This window comes from Novosphingobium sp. (genome assembly GCF_037133355.1).
GTDB lineage: Bacteria > Pseudomonadota > Alphaproteobacteria > Sphingomonadales > Sphingomonadaceae > Novosphingobium.
Map to the genome: position 1 here is coordinate 90,455 of NZ_JBAXOI010000005.1, position 14,956 is coordinate 105,410.

Here is a 14,956-nt window from a genome sequence, read left to right on the forward strand (position 1 = left end):
GATTCGCAATGCCAAATTGTGCAGCCCCCATGCACTGCTGGCCGACAACGCGCGCGCGCCCTATGAGGCCCGCGCCACTGAGGAGAGACTGAATGACTGCACCGCTGATCCTGACGCTGTCCTGCGAGGACAAGCCCGGAATCGTGGCCCGAGTGACCGGCAACCTCTACGAAGCCGGCGCCAATATTCTCGAAGCCCAACAGTTCGACGACACCGAAAGCGGCCGCTTCTTCATGCGCGTCGTGCTCGATGCGGGCACCGGAAACGGCGACACCCTGCGCTCCGCCTTTGCCCCCGTGGCCGAGCAGTTCGGCATGGAATGGACCCTGCGCGACTCATCGCAAAAGCGCCGCACCGTGCTCATGGTCAGCAAGTTCGACCACTGCCTCGGCGATCTGCTCTATCGCACCCGCATCGGCGAATTGCCGATGGAAGTGGTCGCGATCATCGGCAACCACCCCAAGGAAGCGCTCACCATCACCCTGCTGGGCGACGTGCCCTACCACCACCTGCCGATCACCAAGGACACCAAGCCGCAGCAGGAAGCGCAGGTCAAAGCCATCGTCACCGAAACCGGCGCCGAGCTCGTGGTGCTTGCGCGCTACATGCAGATCCTCTCGGACGACATGGCCTCGTTCCTCAACGGCAAGTGCATCAATATCCACCACTCGTTCCTGCCGAGCTTCAAGGGCGCCAAGCCCTATCACCAGGCCCATGCGCGCGGCGTGAAGATGATCGGCGCGACTGGCCACTACGTCACGACCGACCTCGATGAAGGCCCGATCATTCACCAGGACGTCGAAACGGTGACTCACGCCGACACGCCGGAAGACCTCGTCCGCAAGGGCCGCGATGTCGAACGCCGCGTGCTGGCCGAGGCGGTGCGCCTGCACCTGGAGGACCGCGCGCTGCTCAACGGCACCAAGACGGTGGTGTTCCGCAGCTGATGGCGGCCTGCATCAGGCGCGAGTAAGTCGGATGTCGACCTCGCGCTCGACGTAGCCCCATTCCTCGCTCGCACGCAGTTCCACCAGCAGCCTGTCGAACGCAGACTCGTCCTCGGGCGCGTACTCGAACCAGGTCAGGAAATCGAACGGCTCGCCCAGATCGCGAGAATGATAAAGCGCGCGCGCGACGGGCCGGACATAGGGCAGGCCGATTGAATGGTGCTTCGCCCGACGGAAGACGCCGATGCGCTCATCCTGTGCAAGCGCCCACCAGGCCGCGCTCTTGGTGATAGGGATCAGCGCGGCGCGAGTCGCTTCCGGACGGCCGAGCCCCGATTGCACGGCGCGAAGCTCCGTCACTCCCTCCTGCGAGGTATAGCGCAAGTTGCTCGCCGTCCCTCGCAGCATCCAGCCATCGCCATCCTCTGCGCGCGAGACCGCGCTCATGCGCAAAGCGGGTACCTTAGGCAGGCTCTCCCCGCGCACAGGGTGGATGTCGGTGATTTGCCATGGCCCAAAGGGCCCGGCGATGAATGAGGTTGGTTGCAGTGCCATGCGGTGACATTCGCAATCGTCACCCCGCCGGTTACAGGACCCCGCGCGTTGCGTTGATCCGATCCGGTGCTTATGCTGCGCGCAGGTTTCGGCAAGGAGCAGGCAATGCAGGTCAACTGGCTCGATCACGTCAACGTGATCACCGACAAGCTCGACGAGACTGCCGAGTTCTACAAGGCGCTGCTGAACCTCGAACGCCGCAACGCCCCGCCCCCGCTGACGCCCGAAAACGCGCAGTGGATGTACGACGTTGGCGGCAAGGCCATCGTCCACATCAATTCGGTCGATTGCCCCCGCGCCTTCGACCGCCACGTCGAACCTGGCGCGCTGACGGGCGCGGTGCACCATGTCGCTCTCAACTGCTCGGGCTATGACGAACTGATGGAGCGCGTCGGCGCGCTCGGCACGCCTTTCCAGCTCAACACTGTGGACTCCATCGGCTTGCGCCAGATTTTCGTGAGCGATCCCAACAACGTCCTGCTGGAACTCAATTTCTTCGGGAACTAGACAAAAGGCGAGACTAGCAGCCCAAAGATACCGAACGTCGCAATGTTCCAGAACAGCGAGCGCACCAACGGGACACCCCAGACGTAGAGCACCGAATAGCCCAATCGCCCGGCCAGATAGGCGATAACTGCGCCTCGGGTCAGTGCACCATGGACTCCCGCCAGTTCGATCACCGCGACCCCTGCGACGAAGAACGGAAAAGTTTCCATATAGTTGCGAAAATTGCGCCCGAGCCTGCCCGGAACAACGCCAAGTTCGGGCATAACTTCGTCGCGCGGACTGGCCGCCCACCTAAGACCATACTGCCAGTTGGCCGACTGCGCAGCAGCCACCAACTGGACGAAACCCCAGATTGTTGCGGCAATGGTAGCTTTCAATTCGAAATCGAGCGTCACGCCACCTCCCCCTACTCCGGCCGCTCCCCCGCCATTGTCGTGCGGTACATTTCCCGCCGGAACCCGTCGTAATCGTTCGGCGCCAGATGCAGCGCGGCGCGGTTGTCCCACATCGCGATCATGCCGGGTTCCCAGCGCAGGCGGCAGGTGAAGCCCGCCTGTGTGATATGCCGCGTCAGCATGTCGAGGATCGGGCGGCTCTCCGCCTCGGTCATACCCTCGATGCCCGAGGCATAGACTTCGTCGACATAGAGCGACGGCAGCCCGGTGAACGGGTGCGTGCGCACCAGCGGGTGGAAATTGCCGTCGAGCGCCGCATTGCGGCGATCGTCGTTGGCAAAGGCCATCGGCTTGCTGTTTGCTTTCTCATGCGTCGCCACGTTCGCCTCGGCCGCCATGTGCACCTTCAGCGGCCGCAGCATCGCCTGCATCGCCGGGCTCAGCATGCGCCAGGCAAGCTGCGTATCGGCCCAGGTTGTGTCCCCGCCATAAGGCGGCACTTGCACCGAGCGCAGGATCGTCACCGAGGGCGGCTCGTCGAGAAACGGCGAATCCGTATGCCAGCCGCTGCCGAACAGCGCCTTGGTCTTGGTGTCCGCTTCCTTGATCAGCGGATGGACATTGCGGTGCCCCTCGACCCCTTGCGTATAGGCATCGACCGCAAAGGGCCCGAAGCGCGCGCTGAATACCTCGTGCTCCGAATGCGTGAGGCTCTGGTCCCTGAGGAACACCATCTTGTGCCGCCACAACGCATCGCGGATCTCGTCAAAGGCCTCGGGCAGCAGATCATGCCCCAGCCGCACACCGGTGATCTCCGCGCCCATTGCGGCGGTCAGCGGATGCGCGGTGATGTGCTGATACTCGCGCGCCGCGTTGTCGAAATCGCCCTGGGGGCTCAGCCTTACTTCGCGCATTGCTTCATCTCCATCAGGCGGGAATCGCACGCTCGAGCGCATCGGCCAGTTCCACCGGGCGCGAGAGATAGGGGCTGTGATCGGCGTCCAGAGTCACCACCCGTGCGCCGGGCGACATCGCCTGCATGCGGCGCTGGCTGCTGATCGGGATCGTCCGGTCCTCGGTGCACTCGACATAGGTACGCGGCAGGCTGCCCCAGCGCTCGGGGGTGAGCGCGAGAGTTTCCGAGCGAGGCCCATGCGGCTCCGCAACCAGCTTCGGCAGCACTCCGGCCACCAGATCGGGCGGCGAAAGCTGAGCGAAGACCGGCCCAGCACGCGCAGGATCGACCACCGTGGCGATCCCGCCATGCACCTTGCTGATAATCGAGTCGAAATCGGGGTTGGGCTCTTCCAGCGCCTTGAACTCGGCACGTGAGGCGCCTGACGGCAGCATCATCGCGCAGATGTAGACGAGTGCATCCATCGCCGCCGGATCTCGCTCAGCCGCCGTGCTGACCACCAGCCCGCCGCGCGAATGCCCCGCCAGCACCACCGGCGCACCGCCCAGCGCGGCTTTCAGATCGCGGCAATGCTGCGCAGCAAACTCGCCCCAGTCGGCAAGCGTGAGGGCAGCCATTTCCTCCGCCGTGCCGCCCATCGCTGGCAGCGTGGGCGCCAAAACGGTATGCCCGCGCGCGCGCAGCAAATCCGCCACTGGATCAAAACACCAGCCGCCGTGCCACGAACCATGAATCAGAACGAACCCAGCCATCAGCGCACATGCCCCGACCAGGTGCGCAGGCCCGGCGCGGTGCGGTCCTCGCTCTTCAAAGCCGCCGCCATCCCCGGCCGCGCCGTCACCCGCTCGCGCCATTCAACGAGGCGCGGTGCGCGCTTGGCGATTTCCAGGTCGGGGAACATACGCTCCACCATCATCCCGCAGTGCGAATAGAAATTGATATCCGCCAGCGTATAGGTCTCGCCGGCCAGCCATGGCGTTTCGGCCAGCTGCTTCTCGACCTTGTCGACCGCGTATTCGATCTTGGCCGTGGCATTCGCGAGATCGGCCTCGGAAAAGCCCGAACGCGCCGTCGCCCACTTCTTGCGCTGATCAGGCAGTGGGATGTTCTCCAAAAGCTTCTCGAATTCGCCGCTCTCGATGTTGCGGGCGATCACCCCCACCATCCGGTGCCAGCCGTGCATCGAGACGAAGTTCATCACTTGCTCGTCGACGAACTTGTTCCAGTACCGCATCCGCGCCGCGCCGACCGCATCGCGCGGACGCAGCGGCCCATCTGCCGGCTGGGCATTGGGAAACACGTCTTCCAGATACTCGTTGATCACCGTGGTGTGCGTGATGATCGTGCCGTCGTGATCGAGCACCGGCACCTGCCCTTCGGGATTGATCGCGGTGAACCACGGCTGGTGCTGCTCGAACTTGTGCAGATCGACGTAGATGCTCTCGTAGTCCAGCCCCTTCTCCTTGAGCGGGGCCATCGACTTGAGCGAATTGGCCAGCGGTTCGGCGTGATAGTATCTGAGCGTCATGGCGATCACCTGATAGCGAGGGTTCCCAGCACGCCGCCATCGACCGCCCAGGACTGGCCAGTGACATGCGATGCGGCGGGAGAAAGCAGGAAAGCAGCGACTTCGGCGGTCTCTGCCGCGCTGCCCAGCCGCTGTTGCGGCACATTGGTGGCGAGCCCGCCGAGCTGTTCGGGCGGCACACCTTCGAGCAGCGGGGTGTGGATAAACCCGGGGACAAGGCAGTTGACGCGCACGCCATGCGCCGCGCCTTCGAGCGCAGCCGCGCGCGCAAGGCCCAGCACCGCGTGCTTGCTCATCACATAGCCCACGTTCATCGCCATGCCGCGTTCGGAAGCAAGGCTGCCGGTGATCAGGATCGCCCCCTGCCCGCGCACCTTCATCGCGGGCAGCACATGGCGCACCGCCCAGAACGGCGCCTGCATATTGACCGCCATCAGCGCATCGAACGCCTCGTCCGAATAGGCTTCGAGTGGCGCAAACGTCCCCCCCGTGCCGGCGTTTAGAAACAGCGCATCGATGGGGCCATGCTGCGCCACCGCGCTGTCGAGCGCGGCAATCAGCTGGTCCTGCCGCCCGACATCGGCCGCAGCCCAGCCCGCCCCCGCGCCCAGTTCAGCGCACAGGTCTGCCAGCAGCTCGCCGCGCCGTGCGATCAGCGTCACTCGCGCCCCGCCGCGCATCACCCGTTCGGCAGTCGCGCGCCCGATCCCGGTCGAAGCCCCGGTGATCACCACATGCTGGCCGTTGAAATCCATCAGAACGCCTTTGGTGCGACAAACTCGGCCCAAACGGCCCATTCAGGCTTATCCGCCGCATCGGGCACCCATTGCTGCGCCATCAGCGCACGTGCCTCCGCTTCGGGCATCCCGGCGTGATCGCGGTGCAGTCGGTAGAAAAACGCGGAGACGCGCCAGTTCATGATGCAATGCACATGAACCGGCTTTGGCCCTTGCTCGATCGCTTCCCTGAACGCAGCAAAATGTGCTTCATCCGGCGCGTCGAACGGCACCGGAATGTGGGTATAGGCTACGCCAGCCTCGGCAAGCTTGCCCGCCTCGTTGGCCAGCGCGTCGGGATGGCTGTCGAGCGCCAGGTTGATGACATGCTGCACGCCGATCTCTGCGAGGCGTGCAACGTCCGCATCCTCGATCCGTCCAGAGGTCGTAATCTCCTCGCCCAACCGCTGCCAGCCCCGAATATCGGCCGGATCCACCGCCACCACGCTCAGCCCAGACCGAGCACGCGCAGCGCGTTGTCCTTCATGATGCCGGGCATGACTTCGTCCTTGAAGCCGACCTTGAGTGCCGCATCGATCCACTTTTGCGGATGGATCAGCGGGAAGTCGGACCCGAACAGCATCTTCGATTTGAGCTGCGTGTTGGCATACTGGATTATCTGCGGCGCGAAATACTTCGGCGACCAGCCCGAAAGGTCGATGAAAACGTTGTCCTTGTGCAGCGCCATCGAAAGGCTCTCGTCCACCCAAGGCCACGAGGGATGCGCGAGGATCACCTTCATGTCAGGGAAATCCGCCGCGACGTCATCGACGAGGATTGGCTGGCCATACTTGAGCCGCACGCCCGCGCCGCCGCGCATGCCGGTGCCCATGCCCGAATGGCCGGTGTGGAAGATCGCCGGCAGCCCGTATTCGGCAATCACTTCATAGATCGGATAGCCCACGCGCGCTGCCGGTTCGATGTTCTGCATGATGTGGTGGAACTTGAAGCCCTTGACCCCGTAGTTCTCGATCAGGTCCCGCGCCTCGCGCGCGCCCATCTTGCCCTTGTGCGGGTCGATCGAGGCGAACGCCATGCAGATATCGTCGTTCTTCGCGGCGAATTCCGCCACTTCGTAGTTCGAGATGCGCTTGGCGCCGATGCCGCTCTCGCAGTCGACCGTGAAGATGCAGAAAGCAATCTGCTGCTCGCGGTAGATGTCCGCGATCTCGGGCATCTTGGGCCGCTCGCGCGGCGCCTTGAAATAGGCCGATGCCGCATCGAAGAACTTGCCCATCACCGGGTCTTCCGGATCGTGGCAGGAAACCTCGGCGTGAACGTGGACGTCGATGGCCTTGATTTTGGTGATGTCGATCACGCAGCAGACTCCAGTTCGGAAGGATTGTCGCGGGCCAGTCGCTCGACCAGCCGGTTGTAGAGCGTCACGGCGCGATCGTGCGCGGTGGGCATGATTTTCGGATCAGGCGTCGCGGCAATCACGCGTTGCTGCGCCTCGATCATGGTCTTGTCTTCGGCAAAGGCCTGCCCGGCCATGGCCATCATCATGTCGCGCTTGGCAGCATCGCCATGGCGGCAATGCGGACCCCACGAAAAGAAATAGCGTGCCGTGCGTGGCCCGGTGGACGTGACGGCCTGGCTGGTAAAATTGAGCCCCGACAGCGCTTCGTCCATCGCTGGCACCCCATCGCCCAGCCGCGCGGCGGTGCCTTCCGGATAATTCGCCGACCACATCAGCAGCACGCCGGGCACGAGGAAATCATAGGTCTGGTACATCTCGACCGGCACATCATGCGGATTGCGCCAGTTTCCTACCGCGGCCGGAAGCCAGCGGGTCACGCGCACGCCGCGATCGAGCATGGTGATCCTTGGCTGATGCATGGCGAATTCCGGACCCGCCTGAAAGCTGCGCGCATGCACATAGGTCAAATGGCTGAAATCGAGCAGATTGTCGCAGATCAGCCCGGCGTCGGCGGCATAGTCCAGATGGCCGTGCCCAAGAATCCAGTCGGGATCCGAAGTGCCCACCGCAAGCGGGATCAAGGCTTCATCCGCCAGCGCGGGATCGCCCATCCACACCCAGATCCAGTCGTGCCGGTCTGCCACCGGATAGCTGCGCACTCGGGCCTTGGCCGGGATCAGATCCTGGCCCGGGATTTCTACCACGCCGCCGTCCGGTGCGAACAGCAGGCCATGGTACATGCAGCGCAGATTCTCGCCCTCGCAGCGCCCCAGTGAAAGCGGCGCAAGGCGGTGAACGCAGCGGTCTTCCAGCGCCCGGATGGCTCCCGATGCAGTCCGCCAGATGACCACCGGCTCGCCGAGGATCGAAATGGCAAAGGGCTTTTCCGCCGCAATATCGCAGCTCCACGCCGCGACATGCCACGCATTGCGGACATGGATCACAGGATCAGCTCCCAAGGCAGGGCCCCGCTGCGCACTTGTCGCGCAGCAGGGGCCCGCCCGGACATCAGACCAGCGCGTCCTTCTTGACGGTGATCACCTGGCTGTAGGTGAACTCCTTCAGGCCTTCGATGCCGTATTCGGCGCCGAAGCCGGACTGCTTGTGGCCGCCGAAGGGCGCAAACGGCGAGAGGTGGAGGAACTCGTTGATCCACACCGTGCCGGTTTCGAGCTGCTCGGCGATCTTCACGCCGCGGTCGGTGTCCTTGGTCCAGACTGCACCGGCCAAGCCGTATTCCGAGTTGTTTGCGCGCGCGATCACTTCGTCGTCGCTGGAGAACTTCATCAGCGGCATGACCGGGCCGAACTGCTCCTCGGCAACGATCCGCGCGTCTTCGGGCGGGTTGTCGAGGATGGTGATCGGCACGTAGTAGCCCGAGCCTGAAGGATCAACATCGCCGCCGACGAGGAACTTGTAGCCGTTGGTCTTGGCGTCCTCGATCAGCTCGCACACGCGGTCGAACTGCTTCTTGTTCTGGATCGGTCCCACGCCGGTGCCCTGCTCGGAACCGTCGCCCACCTTCACGTTCTTCGCGTACTCGGCAATCGCCGCGCTCAGTTCGTCGTAGATGTCTTCGTGGATGTAGATGCGCTTCGCGGCAACGCAGATCTGGCCCGCGTTGGTGAAGCTCGACCAGAACAGCTGCTCGGCCACCTTGGCGACGTCGGCATCGGGCAGCACGATCGAGGCGTCGTTGCCGCCGAGCTCGAGCGTGATGCGCTTGAGGTCCTTCGAGGCGCCTTCCATGATCTTCTTGCCGGTCGCGGTCGAGCCGGTGAAGGTGATCTTGTCGATATCCGGGTGCGCGGTGATCATCGGGCCCAGCGCGTCTTCACCGGTGATGATGTTGACGACGCCGGCGGGGACGATGTCCTTGATCAGCTCGGCAAACTTGAGCGTGGTCAGCGGCGTGAACGGCGAGGGCTTGAGCACGATCGTGCAGCCCGAAAGGATCGCCGGGGCGATCTTCTGAACTGCCATCAGCAGCGGGAAGTTCCACGGCACAATGCCGCCAACCACGCCGACCGGCACGCGGCGGGTGCGGCTGAAGCGGGTGTCGCTGTCTTCGTTGACGGTCTCTTCGAGCGTCAGGGTCGACTGCGCGTTCATCATCGCAGAGCAGCCACCGATTTCGAACTGGGCCTGCTGGTGCGGCTTGCCCTGTTCGGCGGTGAGGAGGCGGTAGAGCTCCTCGAAGTTGGCGTCGATCGCGGCGGCCATCTTCTGGATCACCACGCGGCGATCATCGACCGGGGTCTTCGACCAGGTCTTGAAGGCGCGGCGGGCAGCAGCCACGGCGCGGTCAAGCTCCTCGGCGCCGCAAGCCGGCACCTGGCCGATGACCTGCTCGTTGGCAGGGTTCACCACGTCGAGCGCGGTCGCGGTGGTGACGAGTTCGCCGTCGATCAGATTGGGATAGAGTTGAGTCATGTTTCTCTCCGTCGTGCGATTGTTCTGAGTGATAGCATTTCCTCAGCGCGATGCCAGCGACTTGTCCTCGTTGGCGCGCTTGATGAGATACATGCGGATGGCCTCCGCGTCAGGTGCCTTAAGCGCGGATTTGAACGAAACCATGCCAAGCTCGTGCAGCTGGCCGCCGAGCACGACGGCCTTGAGCGCCTCGGGCGACCCGATCGTGCCTGAATGGCGCAAGTCGGGGTTGAGTCCGCCCGAAACCGCGGCATCACCGTGGCACACGCTGCAGTAGCGGGCATAGAGCGCCCCGCCATGAGTCGCCTGCGCGACGGTGCCAGTGAAGGCAGGCGGATCGAGCACCATCTCGTTCATCGGCGGCGGCGCAGGGAGTTGGCCCTTGGCGCCGAGCTTGAACACCAGCAGGCGGCTGATGTTGCGCACGCCGCCCGACTTGTTGGCAAGGACGCCGGTCGCGATATCCCAGACGCCGCCCCAGCCGACAAGGATCGCGACGTACTGCTCGCCGTCCACGGCATAAGTCATCGGCGCGGCGATGATCCCGGTCTGCGCCGGGAACGACCACAGCTTCTGGCCCTTGTCGGCGGTATAGGCCACGAACTCGCCCGCAGCCGTGCCCTGGAACACGAGGTTGCCGGCAGTCGAAAGCACGCCGCCGTTCGACGGGCCGACCAGATCGACCTTCCAGGCCGGCTTCCGGTTCGCGACATCCCACGCGACGAGCTGGCCGGTGGTCATCGCCTTGAACTGCGCCTGGATCTTGAGATCGGCGGGCATCGCGACCTTCGCGCCGTCGGTGCCGGTCTGGAAGCCGATATCGGTCGGCTTCCAGCCTGTGGCTGCAGCATAGGGGAAACCGGCGAGGTTGGTCGGGATGTAGAGGTAGCCGGTCTTCGGGCTATAGCTCTGCGGCTGCCAGCTGTGTGCACCGACCGCGCCCGGCAGGCTGACGAAGGGCTTGCCGGTCTTTTCATAGCGCGCGTCGGGGTTGATCGTCGGGCGCCCGGTCTCGGGATCGATGGCGGTTGCCCAGTTCACCGGCACCCACGGCGTGGCCGAGAGGAACTTGCCGGTCTTCACGTCGAGCACATAGACGTGCCCGTTCTTGGGCGCGTGCATGGCAACGTGGCGCTTCTCGCCGCCGATATTCACGTCGGCAATGGTGATCTGCTGGTCGGAATCGAAGTCCCAGCGGTCCTCAGGGGTCTCCTGGAAGTGCCAGGCGTATTCGCCCGTATCGGCATTCACCGCGACGATCGAGGAGGTGTAGAGGCTGTCACCGGCACGGCCGTTTGCCGCCGGGTTCCAAGGCTCGGCATTGCCAGTGCCGAAGAGGACAAGGTTGGTCTCGGGATCGTAGGTGATCGAATCCCACACGGTGCCCCCGCCGCCGAGCTCCCACCACTTGTTGCCCCAGGTCTTGGCCGCCGCTTCATGCGCCGCCTTGTTGACGCCTTCGACGCCAAAGCCCTTGCCCGGGTTGCCGGGCACGGTGTTGAAGCGCCATACCTCCTTGCCGGTCTCGGGATCATAGGCCGAAAGGTAGCCGCGCGCCTTGTACTCCGAGCCCGCCGCGCCGATCAGCACGCGGCCCTTCACGATGCGCGGCGCGCCGGTGATGGTGTAGCTGCTCTGATTGGGAACCGTCACTTTGTCCCACAGGACTTTGCCCGTCTTCTGGTCGAGCGCGATCAGCCGGCCATCGAGTGCTGCAACGAAGAGCTTGTCGCCATAGAGCGCAACGCCCCGGTTCACTGCGTCGCAGCAGGTGCGCACCAGCGTCTCGCGCGGCACCTTGGGATCATAGGACCACAGCGGCTTGCCGGTCTTGGCGTCGTAAGCCTTGACCATCGACCAGGCAGTCGTGACGTAGAGCACACCGTCATGCACCAAGGGCGTGGCTTCCTGCCCGCGCGCGGTATCCATGTCAGCCGACCAGGCAAGGCCCAGCTGATCGACGTTGTATTCGTTCACCAGCGTCAGCGGCGAATAGCGCTGCTCGGCATAGTCGTGGCCATAGCTCAGCCATTCACCAGCGGGCACGTTGCGCAGCATGGCTTCGGTAACCCCGGCCATTGCCCCGGATTGGGCGACAGCCCCAACCGAAAGCGCCAGAACCGATGCCATGGCCAGCTTGCGAACAAACGAAACGCGCATACCTCTTCACCCTCTTCTGCCTGCCCGGCGAGACCCCGGATCGCTTTAATCGCCTGCTTAAACCACCCCGCGTCAATTCACCATACGCTGCGCATCGCCCCAGTATTTTTTGCGCAGGTCCTTCTTGTCCATCTTTCCCGCCGCGGTGCGCGGAATGGCATCGACAAATTCTACCGATTTCGGGGCCTTGACCCCGCCGAGCCGCTGCTTGGCATAGGCGATGATTTCCTCGCCGGTGATGCCCTCCGCAACAACCACGGCGTGCACCTGCTCGCCCCACTTCTCGTGGGGAATGCCGAACACGCAGGCCTCGCGCACCGCCGCCAATTCCGTGACAGCAGCCTCGACTTCGGCAGTGAAGACGTTGAACCCGCCCGAGACGACCATGTCCTTCTTGCGGTCGACAATATAGAGATAGCCGTCCGCATCGAACTTGCCGACGTCACCCGTGTGGTGCCAGCCGAACTTGCGGATCTCGGCAGTCTCTTCCGGCTTCTCGAAGTACGAATGCGTCACGAGCGCCCCGCGCACGCAGATTTCGCCAGCCTCGCCGAGCGGCATGTGGTTGCCGTCGTCGTCCATCAAGGTGACCTTGATCGAGCGAGTCGGCTTGCCGCAAGAGGCGAGCTTTTCCGGCGCTTCCTTGGCGAAACGCGCCACGTCCTCGGGCGGGAACCAGGCGACGATCATCGGGCACTCGACCTGGCCATAAGCCTGGCACATGCACGGCCCGAAGATGTCGACCGCCTGCCGCAGCTTCTCGGGGCTGCAGGGCGAACCGACGAGGATGAAGATCTTAAGGCTCGAATAATCGTGCTTCCCGATCTCGGGGCTTGCCAGACACTGATACATCGCCGTCGGGGGCAGGTACATGTGCGTGACCTTGTACTCCGCGATGGTGCGCAGCACGTCCTCGGCGTCGAAGCCGGGCAGGATCACCTGTGTCGCGCCCAAGCTCAGCGTCGACAGCGCGATCGGCCCTGCCGCATGGGTGATCGGCGCCGAGACCAGCGCTACGGGCGAATCGGTACGCCCGCCCATGCCGTCGGCAGCGGTCTCGATCATCGTGCCCCATCCGAGGTTGGTGACATTGGCGCCCTTCGAAGGCCCCGTCGTGCCGCCGGTCGGGAAGATGCCGACCATGTCCATCAGATTGCCGAAGGCATCGGTCTCGGGCTCGACGAAATCGGCCACGCTCACCCCGGCCATGAATTCCTCGAGGCTCGGATCATCGCCCATGCGCTGATCAAGGCACACGAAGTGCTGGAGCGTGGGGCACAAGTCCTTCAGCTGCTGCACCTCGTCTGCCTTCGACGAATGATAGACCAGCCACTTCAGCCGCACATAATTGATATAGGCAGCATTGGCGTCGATCGCGTTGCGCGTGTTGACCGGGATCCATTTGCCGTTGGCACGCCACATCGCCAGCACCGCCACGAGCAGCATGCCATCGTTCGGGCCATAGAACCCGAGCAGGTCCTGATTCTCGAACCCGCCTTTCTGCAGCGCGGCGGCGATGCGTTCGGAAAGCGCCTTGGTCTCGGCAAAGGTCAGCTTGAGGCCGCTTTCGGTGTCGATGATCGCAAGGCGCGAAGGATCGCGATCATGGCCGCGGTCGAAGTAGTCGATGGCACGCATTGTGCGGTTATCCCCAACGGTTGATTTCAGGCCCCGGGGCCCAGGAACGAAGCGGCTCGGCGTGGTTCGCCAGAGCCAGAGCGGCAACGACACATGGCCGCGCGGCAACACGCGCCAGCCACGCAGCAGTCAAAGGCGCGGCGACAAAGCTTTCGGGCCGGATCAGTTCCATCCCCGCAAGCCAGCTGTAGGTGACAAGATCGGCGATGGAAAAGTCGCCCATCAGGAATTCGCGGCCGTCCGCCAGCTTGTCCTCGCAGCGCGCGGCGGCCTGATCGACCTTGGCCTCGCTGTCCGCAACATGCGCGGCATCCACGGCACCATCGTGCAGCGCCTGCCAGCGCGCGCGCAAATCGTCCGAAACGACCGAGGCGGAGAGCGCGGCAAAATCATCGGCCGGGATGGCCGCGATGCTCGCCTGCGAATTGGCGAGATTGCCCAGCAGTGCCGCCGCCGGCGAAAGCCGCTCGGTGATCTGGCGGCACCACATCAGCATTTCCCAGTGGGCGTAAGGATCATCGGGCTGGAGCCCGCAGCCTCCCGCCAGCTCGTCGAGATATTGCGCGAGGAACACCGATTCGGTCATCGCCTCGCCGTTCACAACGAGCACCGGCCCTTCGCCCTCGATGCCGAGGTCGATCGCCAGCGGCTCGGCAATACCCGGAAGCTTGTGCCGTGCGCCGCCAAGGAGGTCGATCGGCTGGCATGGAGTATCGAGCCCGCTTTCGACCAGCGCCGCCAGCACGGTCAGCGAAGCGCCATTGGGCTCACCGTGATAGAGAACAGCGTCCATCAGACGATCCCTTCCATCACGAGGCTATAGCGTGCGGCAAGGTCAGTCTTGCCCATCGCCCAGGTGCGCTTCACCGCATCGCGCTCATAGACGCGCTTCAGCCAGCGCATGATGTTGGGCGTCTTTTCCCGGCTGGCGAGATCGGGCTGCGACAGCGGCAACGAATAGGTCGAATTGAAGATATTGATATCGGCAAGGCTGTACGCATCCGAGCCGACATAATCGCGCTTGCCGAGCTCTTCCTCCAGCTTCGCGATCCCCAGCGCCACGCGGCGGCGGCTTTCGGCCATTTCGCTTTCGGAAAAGTCCCCGTTGATCGCCTTGCGCCACGCGACGCGGCGTTCAGGCAGCGGAATGCGGTCAATCGCGGCAGCCAGTTCTTCGGGATCGCGCTTTCTCACCATCGGCCCGACGAACACGCTCCAGCCGATCATCGAGAAACTGGGGCCAAGCCACTGGTCCATGAATTTCATCCACCAGCGCACCCGCCAGGCGTCCTGCGCATCGGCGGGCATCAGCTCCGGCCCCGCAAACGCGGCGTTCACGTATTCCATGATCGCGGTGCTCTCGGTGAGCACGCGGCTCCCATAGGTCATCGCCGGGATCGTCCCCTGCGGGTTGACCGCGAGGTACTCGGGCTTGTGCTGATCGAACTGCAGCATGTCGATGTAATGGCTGGCAAAGGGCACGCCCTTTTCCATCAGCGCGAGCATCGGCTTGCCCGAATTGGCGTTGGGCTCCCAGTGGTAGAGCGTAACGTCAGTCATGCTGCGCCAGTGATTCTATGGGGGACCATGGCAACAAAGCTCTCTCCCGACTCCGCCCGAGCGGAACTGATTGTTAGTGTTGCTTACTAAATCAGCCCGCCCGACGGTTCAAGCATTCCTG

16 protein-coding genes are annotated in these 14,956 nt (G+C 64.0%); 2 read left to right on the forward strand and 14 right to left on the reverse strand.

Annotated elements, in window-relative coordinates; genetic code table 11:
- Positions 1 to 92: 92 nt before the first annotated feature.
- Positions 93 to 947 (forward strand): formyltetrahydrofolate deformylase, encoded by an 855-nt coding sequence (gene purU / locus WCL10_RS07000; protein WP_336894924.1) that lies wholly within the window; start codon positions 93 to 95, stop codon positions 945 to 947.
- Between the two features lie 12 nt (positions 948 to 959).
- Here the strand turns inward: purU and WCL10_RS07005 are convergent, their stop codons facing one another.
- Positions 960 to 1,394 carry a chlorite dismutase family protein gene (locus WCL10_RS07005; RefSeq protein ID WP_336894925.1) on the reverse strand — a complete coding sequence of 145 codons (435 nt, stop codon included), beginning with the start codon at positions 1,392 to 1,394 and terminating at the stop codon, positions 960 to 962.
- A 213-nt stretch (positions 1,395 to 1,607) separates the two neighbouring features.
- Between WCL10_RS07005 and WCL10_RS07010 the strand changes: the two genes are divergently transcribed.
- A complete protein-coding gene (locus WCL10_RS07010; protein ID WP_336894926.1) occupies positions 1,608 to 2,009 on the forward strand; it encodes a VOC family protein in 402 nt (133 codons plus the stop codon).
- Here the strand turns inward: WCL10_RS07010 and WCL10_RS07015 are convergent.
- The 13 genes from WCL10_RS07015 to WCL10_RS07075 form a co-directional block, all read right to left on the reverse strand.
- Positions 2,006 to 2,404, reverse strand: a complete 399-nt coding sequence (locus WCL10_RS07015) for an MAPEG family protein (RefSeq protein ID WP_336894927.1) — start codon at positions 2,402 to 2,404, stop codon at positions 2,006 to 2,008. The two genes, WCL10_RS07010 and WCL10_RS07015, sit on opposite strands and share 4 nt — an antisense overlap.
- Positions 2,405 to 2,415: 11 nt before the next feature.
- Positions 2,416 to 3,318 (reverse strand): TauD/TfdA family dioxygenase, encoded by a 903-nt coding sequence (locus tag WCL10_RS07020; RefSeq protein ID WP_336894928.1) that lies wholly within the window; start codon positions 3,316 to 3,318, stop codon positions 2,416 to 2,418.
- A 13-nt stretch (positions 3,319 to 3,331) separates the two neighbouring features.
- Positions 3,332 to 4,072 carry an alpha/beta fold hydrolase gene (locus WCL10_RS07025; RefSeq protein ID WP_336894929.1) on the reverse strand — a complete coding sequence of 247 codons (741 nt, stop codon included), beginning with the start codon at positions 4,070 to 4,072 and terminating at the stop codon, positions 3,332 to 3,334.
- Positions 4,072 to 4,848: a glutathione S-transferase family protein gene (locus WCL10_RS07030; protein WP_336894930.1), complete on the reverse strand. Its 777-nt coding sequence runs from the start codon at positions 4,846 to 4,848 to the stop codon at positions 4,072 to 4,074. The genes WCL10_RS07025 and WCL10_RS07030 overlap by 1 nt, the downstream gene beginning before the upstream one ends.
- Positions 4,849 to 4,853: 5 nt before the next feature.
- Entirely contained in the window at positions 4,854 to 5,603 is a 750-nt protein-coding gene (locus WCL10_RS07035; protein WP_336894931.1) for an SDR family NAD(P)-dependent oxidoreductase, read from the reverse strand.
- Complete coding sequence (locus WCL10_RS07040; RefSeq protein ID WP_336894932.1) at positions 5,603 to 6,067, reverse strand: protein tyrosine phosphatase family protein; 465 nt, start codon at positions 6,065 to 6,067, stop codon at positions 5,603 to 5,605. The genes WCL10_RS07035 and WCL10_RS07040 overlap by 1 nt, the downstream gene beginning before the upstream one ends.
- A gap of 5 nt (positions 6,068 to 6,072) precedes the next feature.
- Positions 6,073 to 6,942, reverse strand: a complete 870-nt coding sequence (locus WCL10_RS07045) for an amidohydrolase family protein (protein ID WP_336894933.1) — start codon at positions 6,940 to 6,942, stop codon at positions 6,073 to 6,075.
- The gene (locus tag WCL10_RS07050; protein ID WP_336894934.1) at positions 6,939 to 8,003 is read right to left on the reverse strand and encodes an aromatic ring-hydroxylating dioxygenase subunit alpha; all 1,065 of its coding nucleotides are present in this window, start codon (positions 8,001 to 8,003) and stop codon (positions 6,939 to 6,941) included. The genes WCL10_RS07045 and WCL10_RS07050 overlap by 4 nt, the downstream gene beginning before the upstream one ends.
- 49 nt (positions 8,004 to 8,052) lie before the next feature.
- Positions 8,053 to 9,477, reverse strand: a complete 1,425-nt coding sequence (locus WCL10_RS07055) for an aldehyde dehydrogenase family protein (RefSeq protein WP_336894935.1) — start codon at positions 9,475 to 9,477, stop codon at positions 8,053 to 8,055.
- 42 nt (positions 9,478 to 9,519) lie between these two features.
- Complete coding sequence (locus tag WCL10_RS07060; protein ID WP_336894936.1) at positions 9,520 to 11,637, reverse strand: PQQ-dependent dehydrogenase, methanol/ethanol family; 2,118 nt, start codon at positions 11,635 to 11,637, stop codon at positions 9,520 to 9,522.
- Positions 11,638 to 11,709: 72 nt separating this feature from the next.
- Positions 11,710 to 13,275 (reverse strand): AMP-binding protein, encoded by a 1,566-nt coding sequence (locus WCL10_RS07065; RefSeq protein ID WP_336894937.1) that lies wholly within the window; start codon positions 13,273 to 13,275, stop codon positions 11,710 to 11,712.
- A gap of 7 nt (positions 13,276 to 13,282) precedes the next feature.
- Complete coding sequence (locus tag WCL10_RS07070; RefSeq protein WP_336894938.1) at positions 13,283 to 14,068, reverse strand: glutathione S-transferase family protein; 786 nt, start codon at positions 14,066 to 14,068, stop codon at positions 13,283 to 13,285.
- Complete coding sequence (locus tag WCL10_RS07075) at positions 14,068 to 14,835, reverse strand: glutathione S-transferase family protein (RefSeq protein ID WP_336894939.1); 768 nt, start codon at positions 14,833 to 14,835, stop codon at positions 14,068 to 14,070. Before WCL10_RS07075 ends, WCL10_RS07070 begins: the two co-directional genes overlap by 1 nt.
- Positions 14,836 to 14,956: the final 121 nt, after the last annotated feature.

Bases quoted from the DNA above. Each gene is read 5' to 3' on its own strand.
- purU (WP_336894924.1), top strand. From the start codon at position 93: ATGACTGCACCGCTGATCCTGACGCTGTCCTGCGAGGACAAGCCCGGA.
- WCL10_RS07005 (WP_336894925.1), bottom strand. From the start codon at position 1,394: ATGAGCGCGGTCTCGCGCGCAGAGGATGGCGATGGCTGGATGCTGCGA.
- WCL10_RS07010 (WP_336894926.1), top strand. From the start codon at position 1,608: ATGCAGGTCAACTGGCTCGATCACGTCAACGTGATCACCGACAAGCTC.
- WCL10_RS07020 (WP_336894928.1), bottom strand. From the start codon at position 3,318: ATGCGCGAAGTAAGGCTGAGCCCCCAGGGCGATTTCGACAACGCGGCG.
- WCL10_RS07025 (WP_336894929.1), bottom strand. From the start codon at position 4,072: ATGGCTGGGTTCGTTCTGATTCATGGTTCGTGGCACGGCGGCTGGTGT.
- WCL10_RS07030 (WP_336894930.1), bottom strand. From the start codon at position 4,848: ATGACGCTCAGATACTATCACGCCGAACCGCTGGCCAATTCGCTCAAG.
- WCL10_RS07035 (WP_336894931.1), bottom strand. From the start codon at position 5,603: ATGGATTTCAACGGCCAGCATGTGGTGATCACCGGGGCTTCGACCGGG.
- WCL10_RS07055 (WP_336894935.1), bottom strand. From the start codon at position 9,477: ATGACTCAACTCTATCCCAATCTGATCGACGGCGAACTCGTCACCACC.
- WCL10_RS07060 (WP_336894936.1), bottom strand. From the start codon at position 11,637: ATGCGCGTTTCGTTTGTTCGCAAGCTGGCCATGGCATCGGTTCTGGCG.
- WCL10_RS07065 (WP_336894937.1), bottom strand. From the start codon at position 13,275: ATGCGTGCCATCGACTACTTCGACCGCGGCCATGATCGCGATCCTTCG.
- WCL10_RS07070 (WP_336894938.1), bottom strand. From the start codon at position 14,068: ATGGACGCTGTTCTCTATCACGGTGAGCCCAATGGCGCTTCGCTGACC.
- WCL10_RS07075 (WP_336894939.1), bottom strand. From the start codon at position 14,835: ATGACTGACGTTACGCTCTACCACTGGGAGCCCAACGCCAATTCGGGC.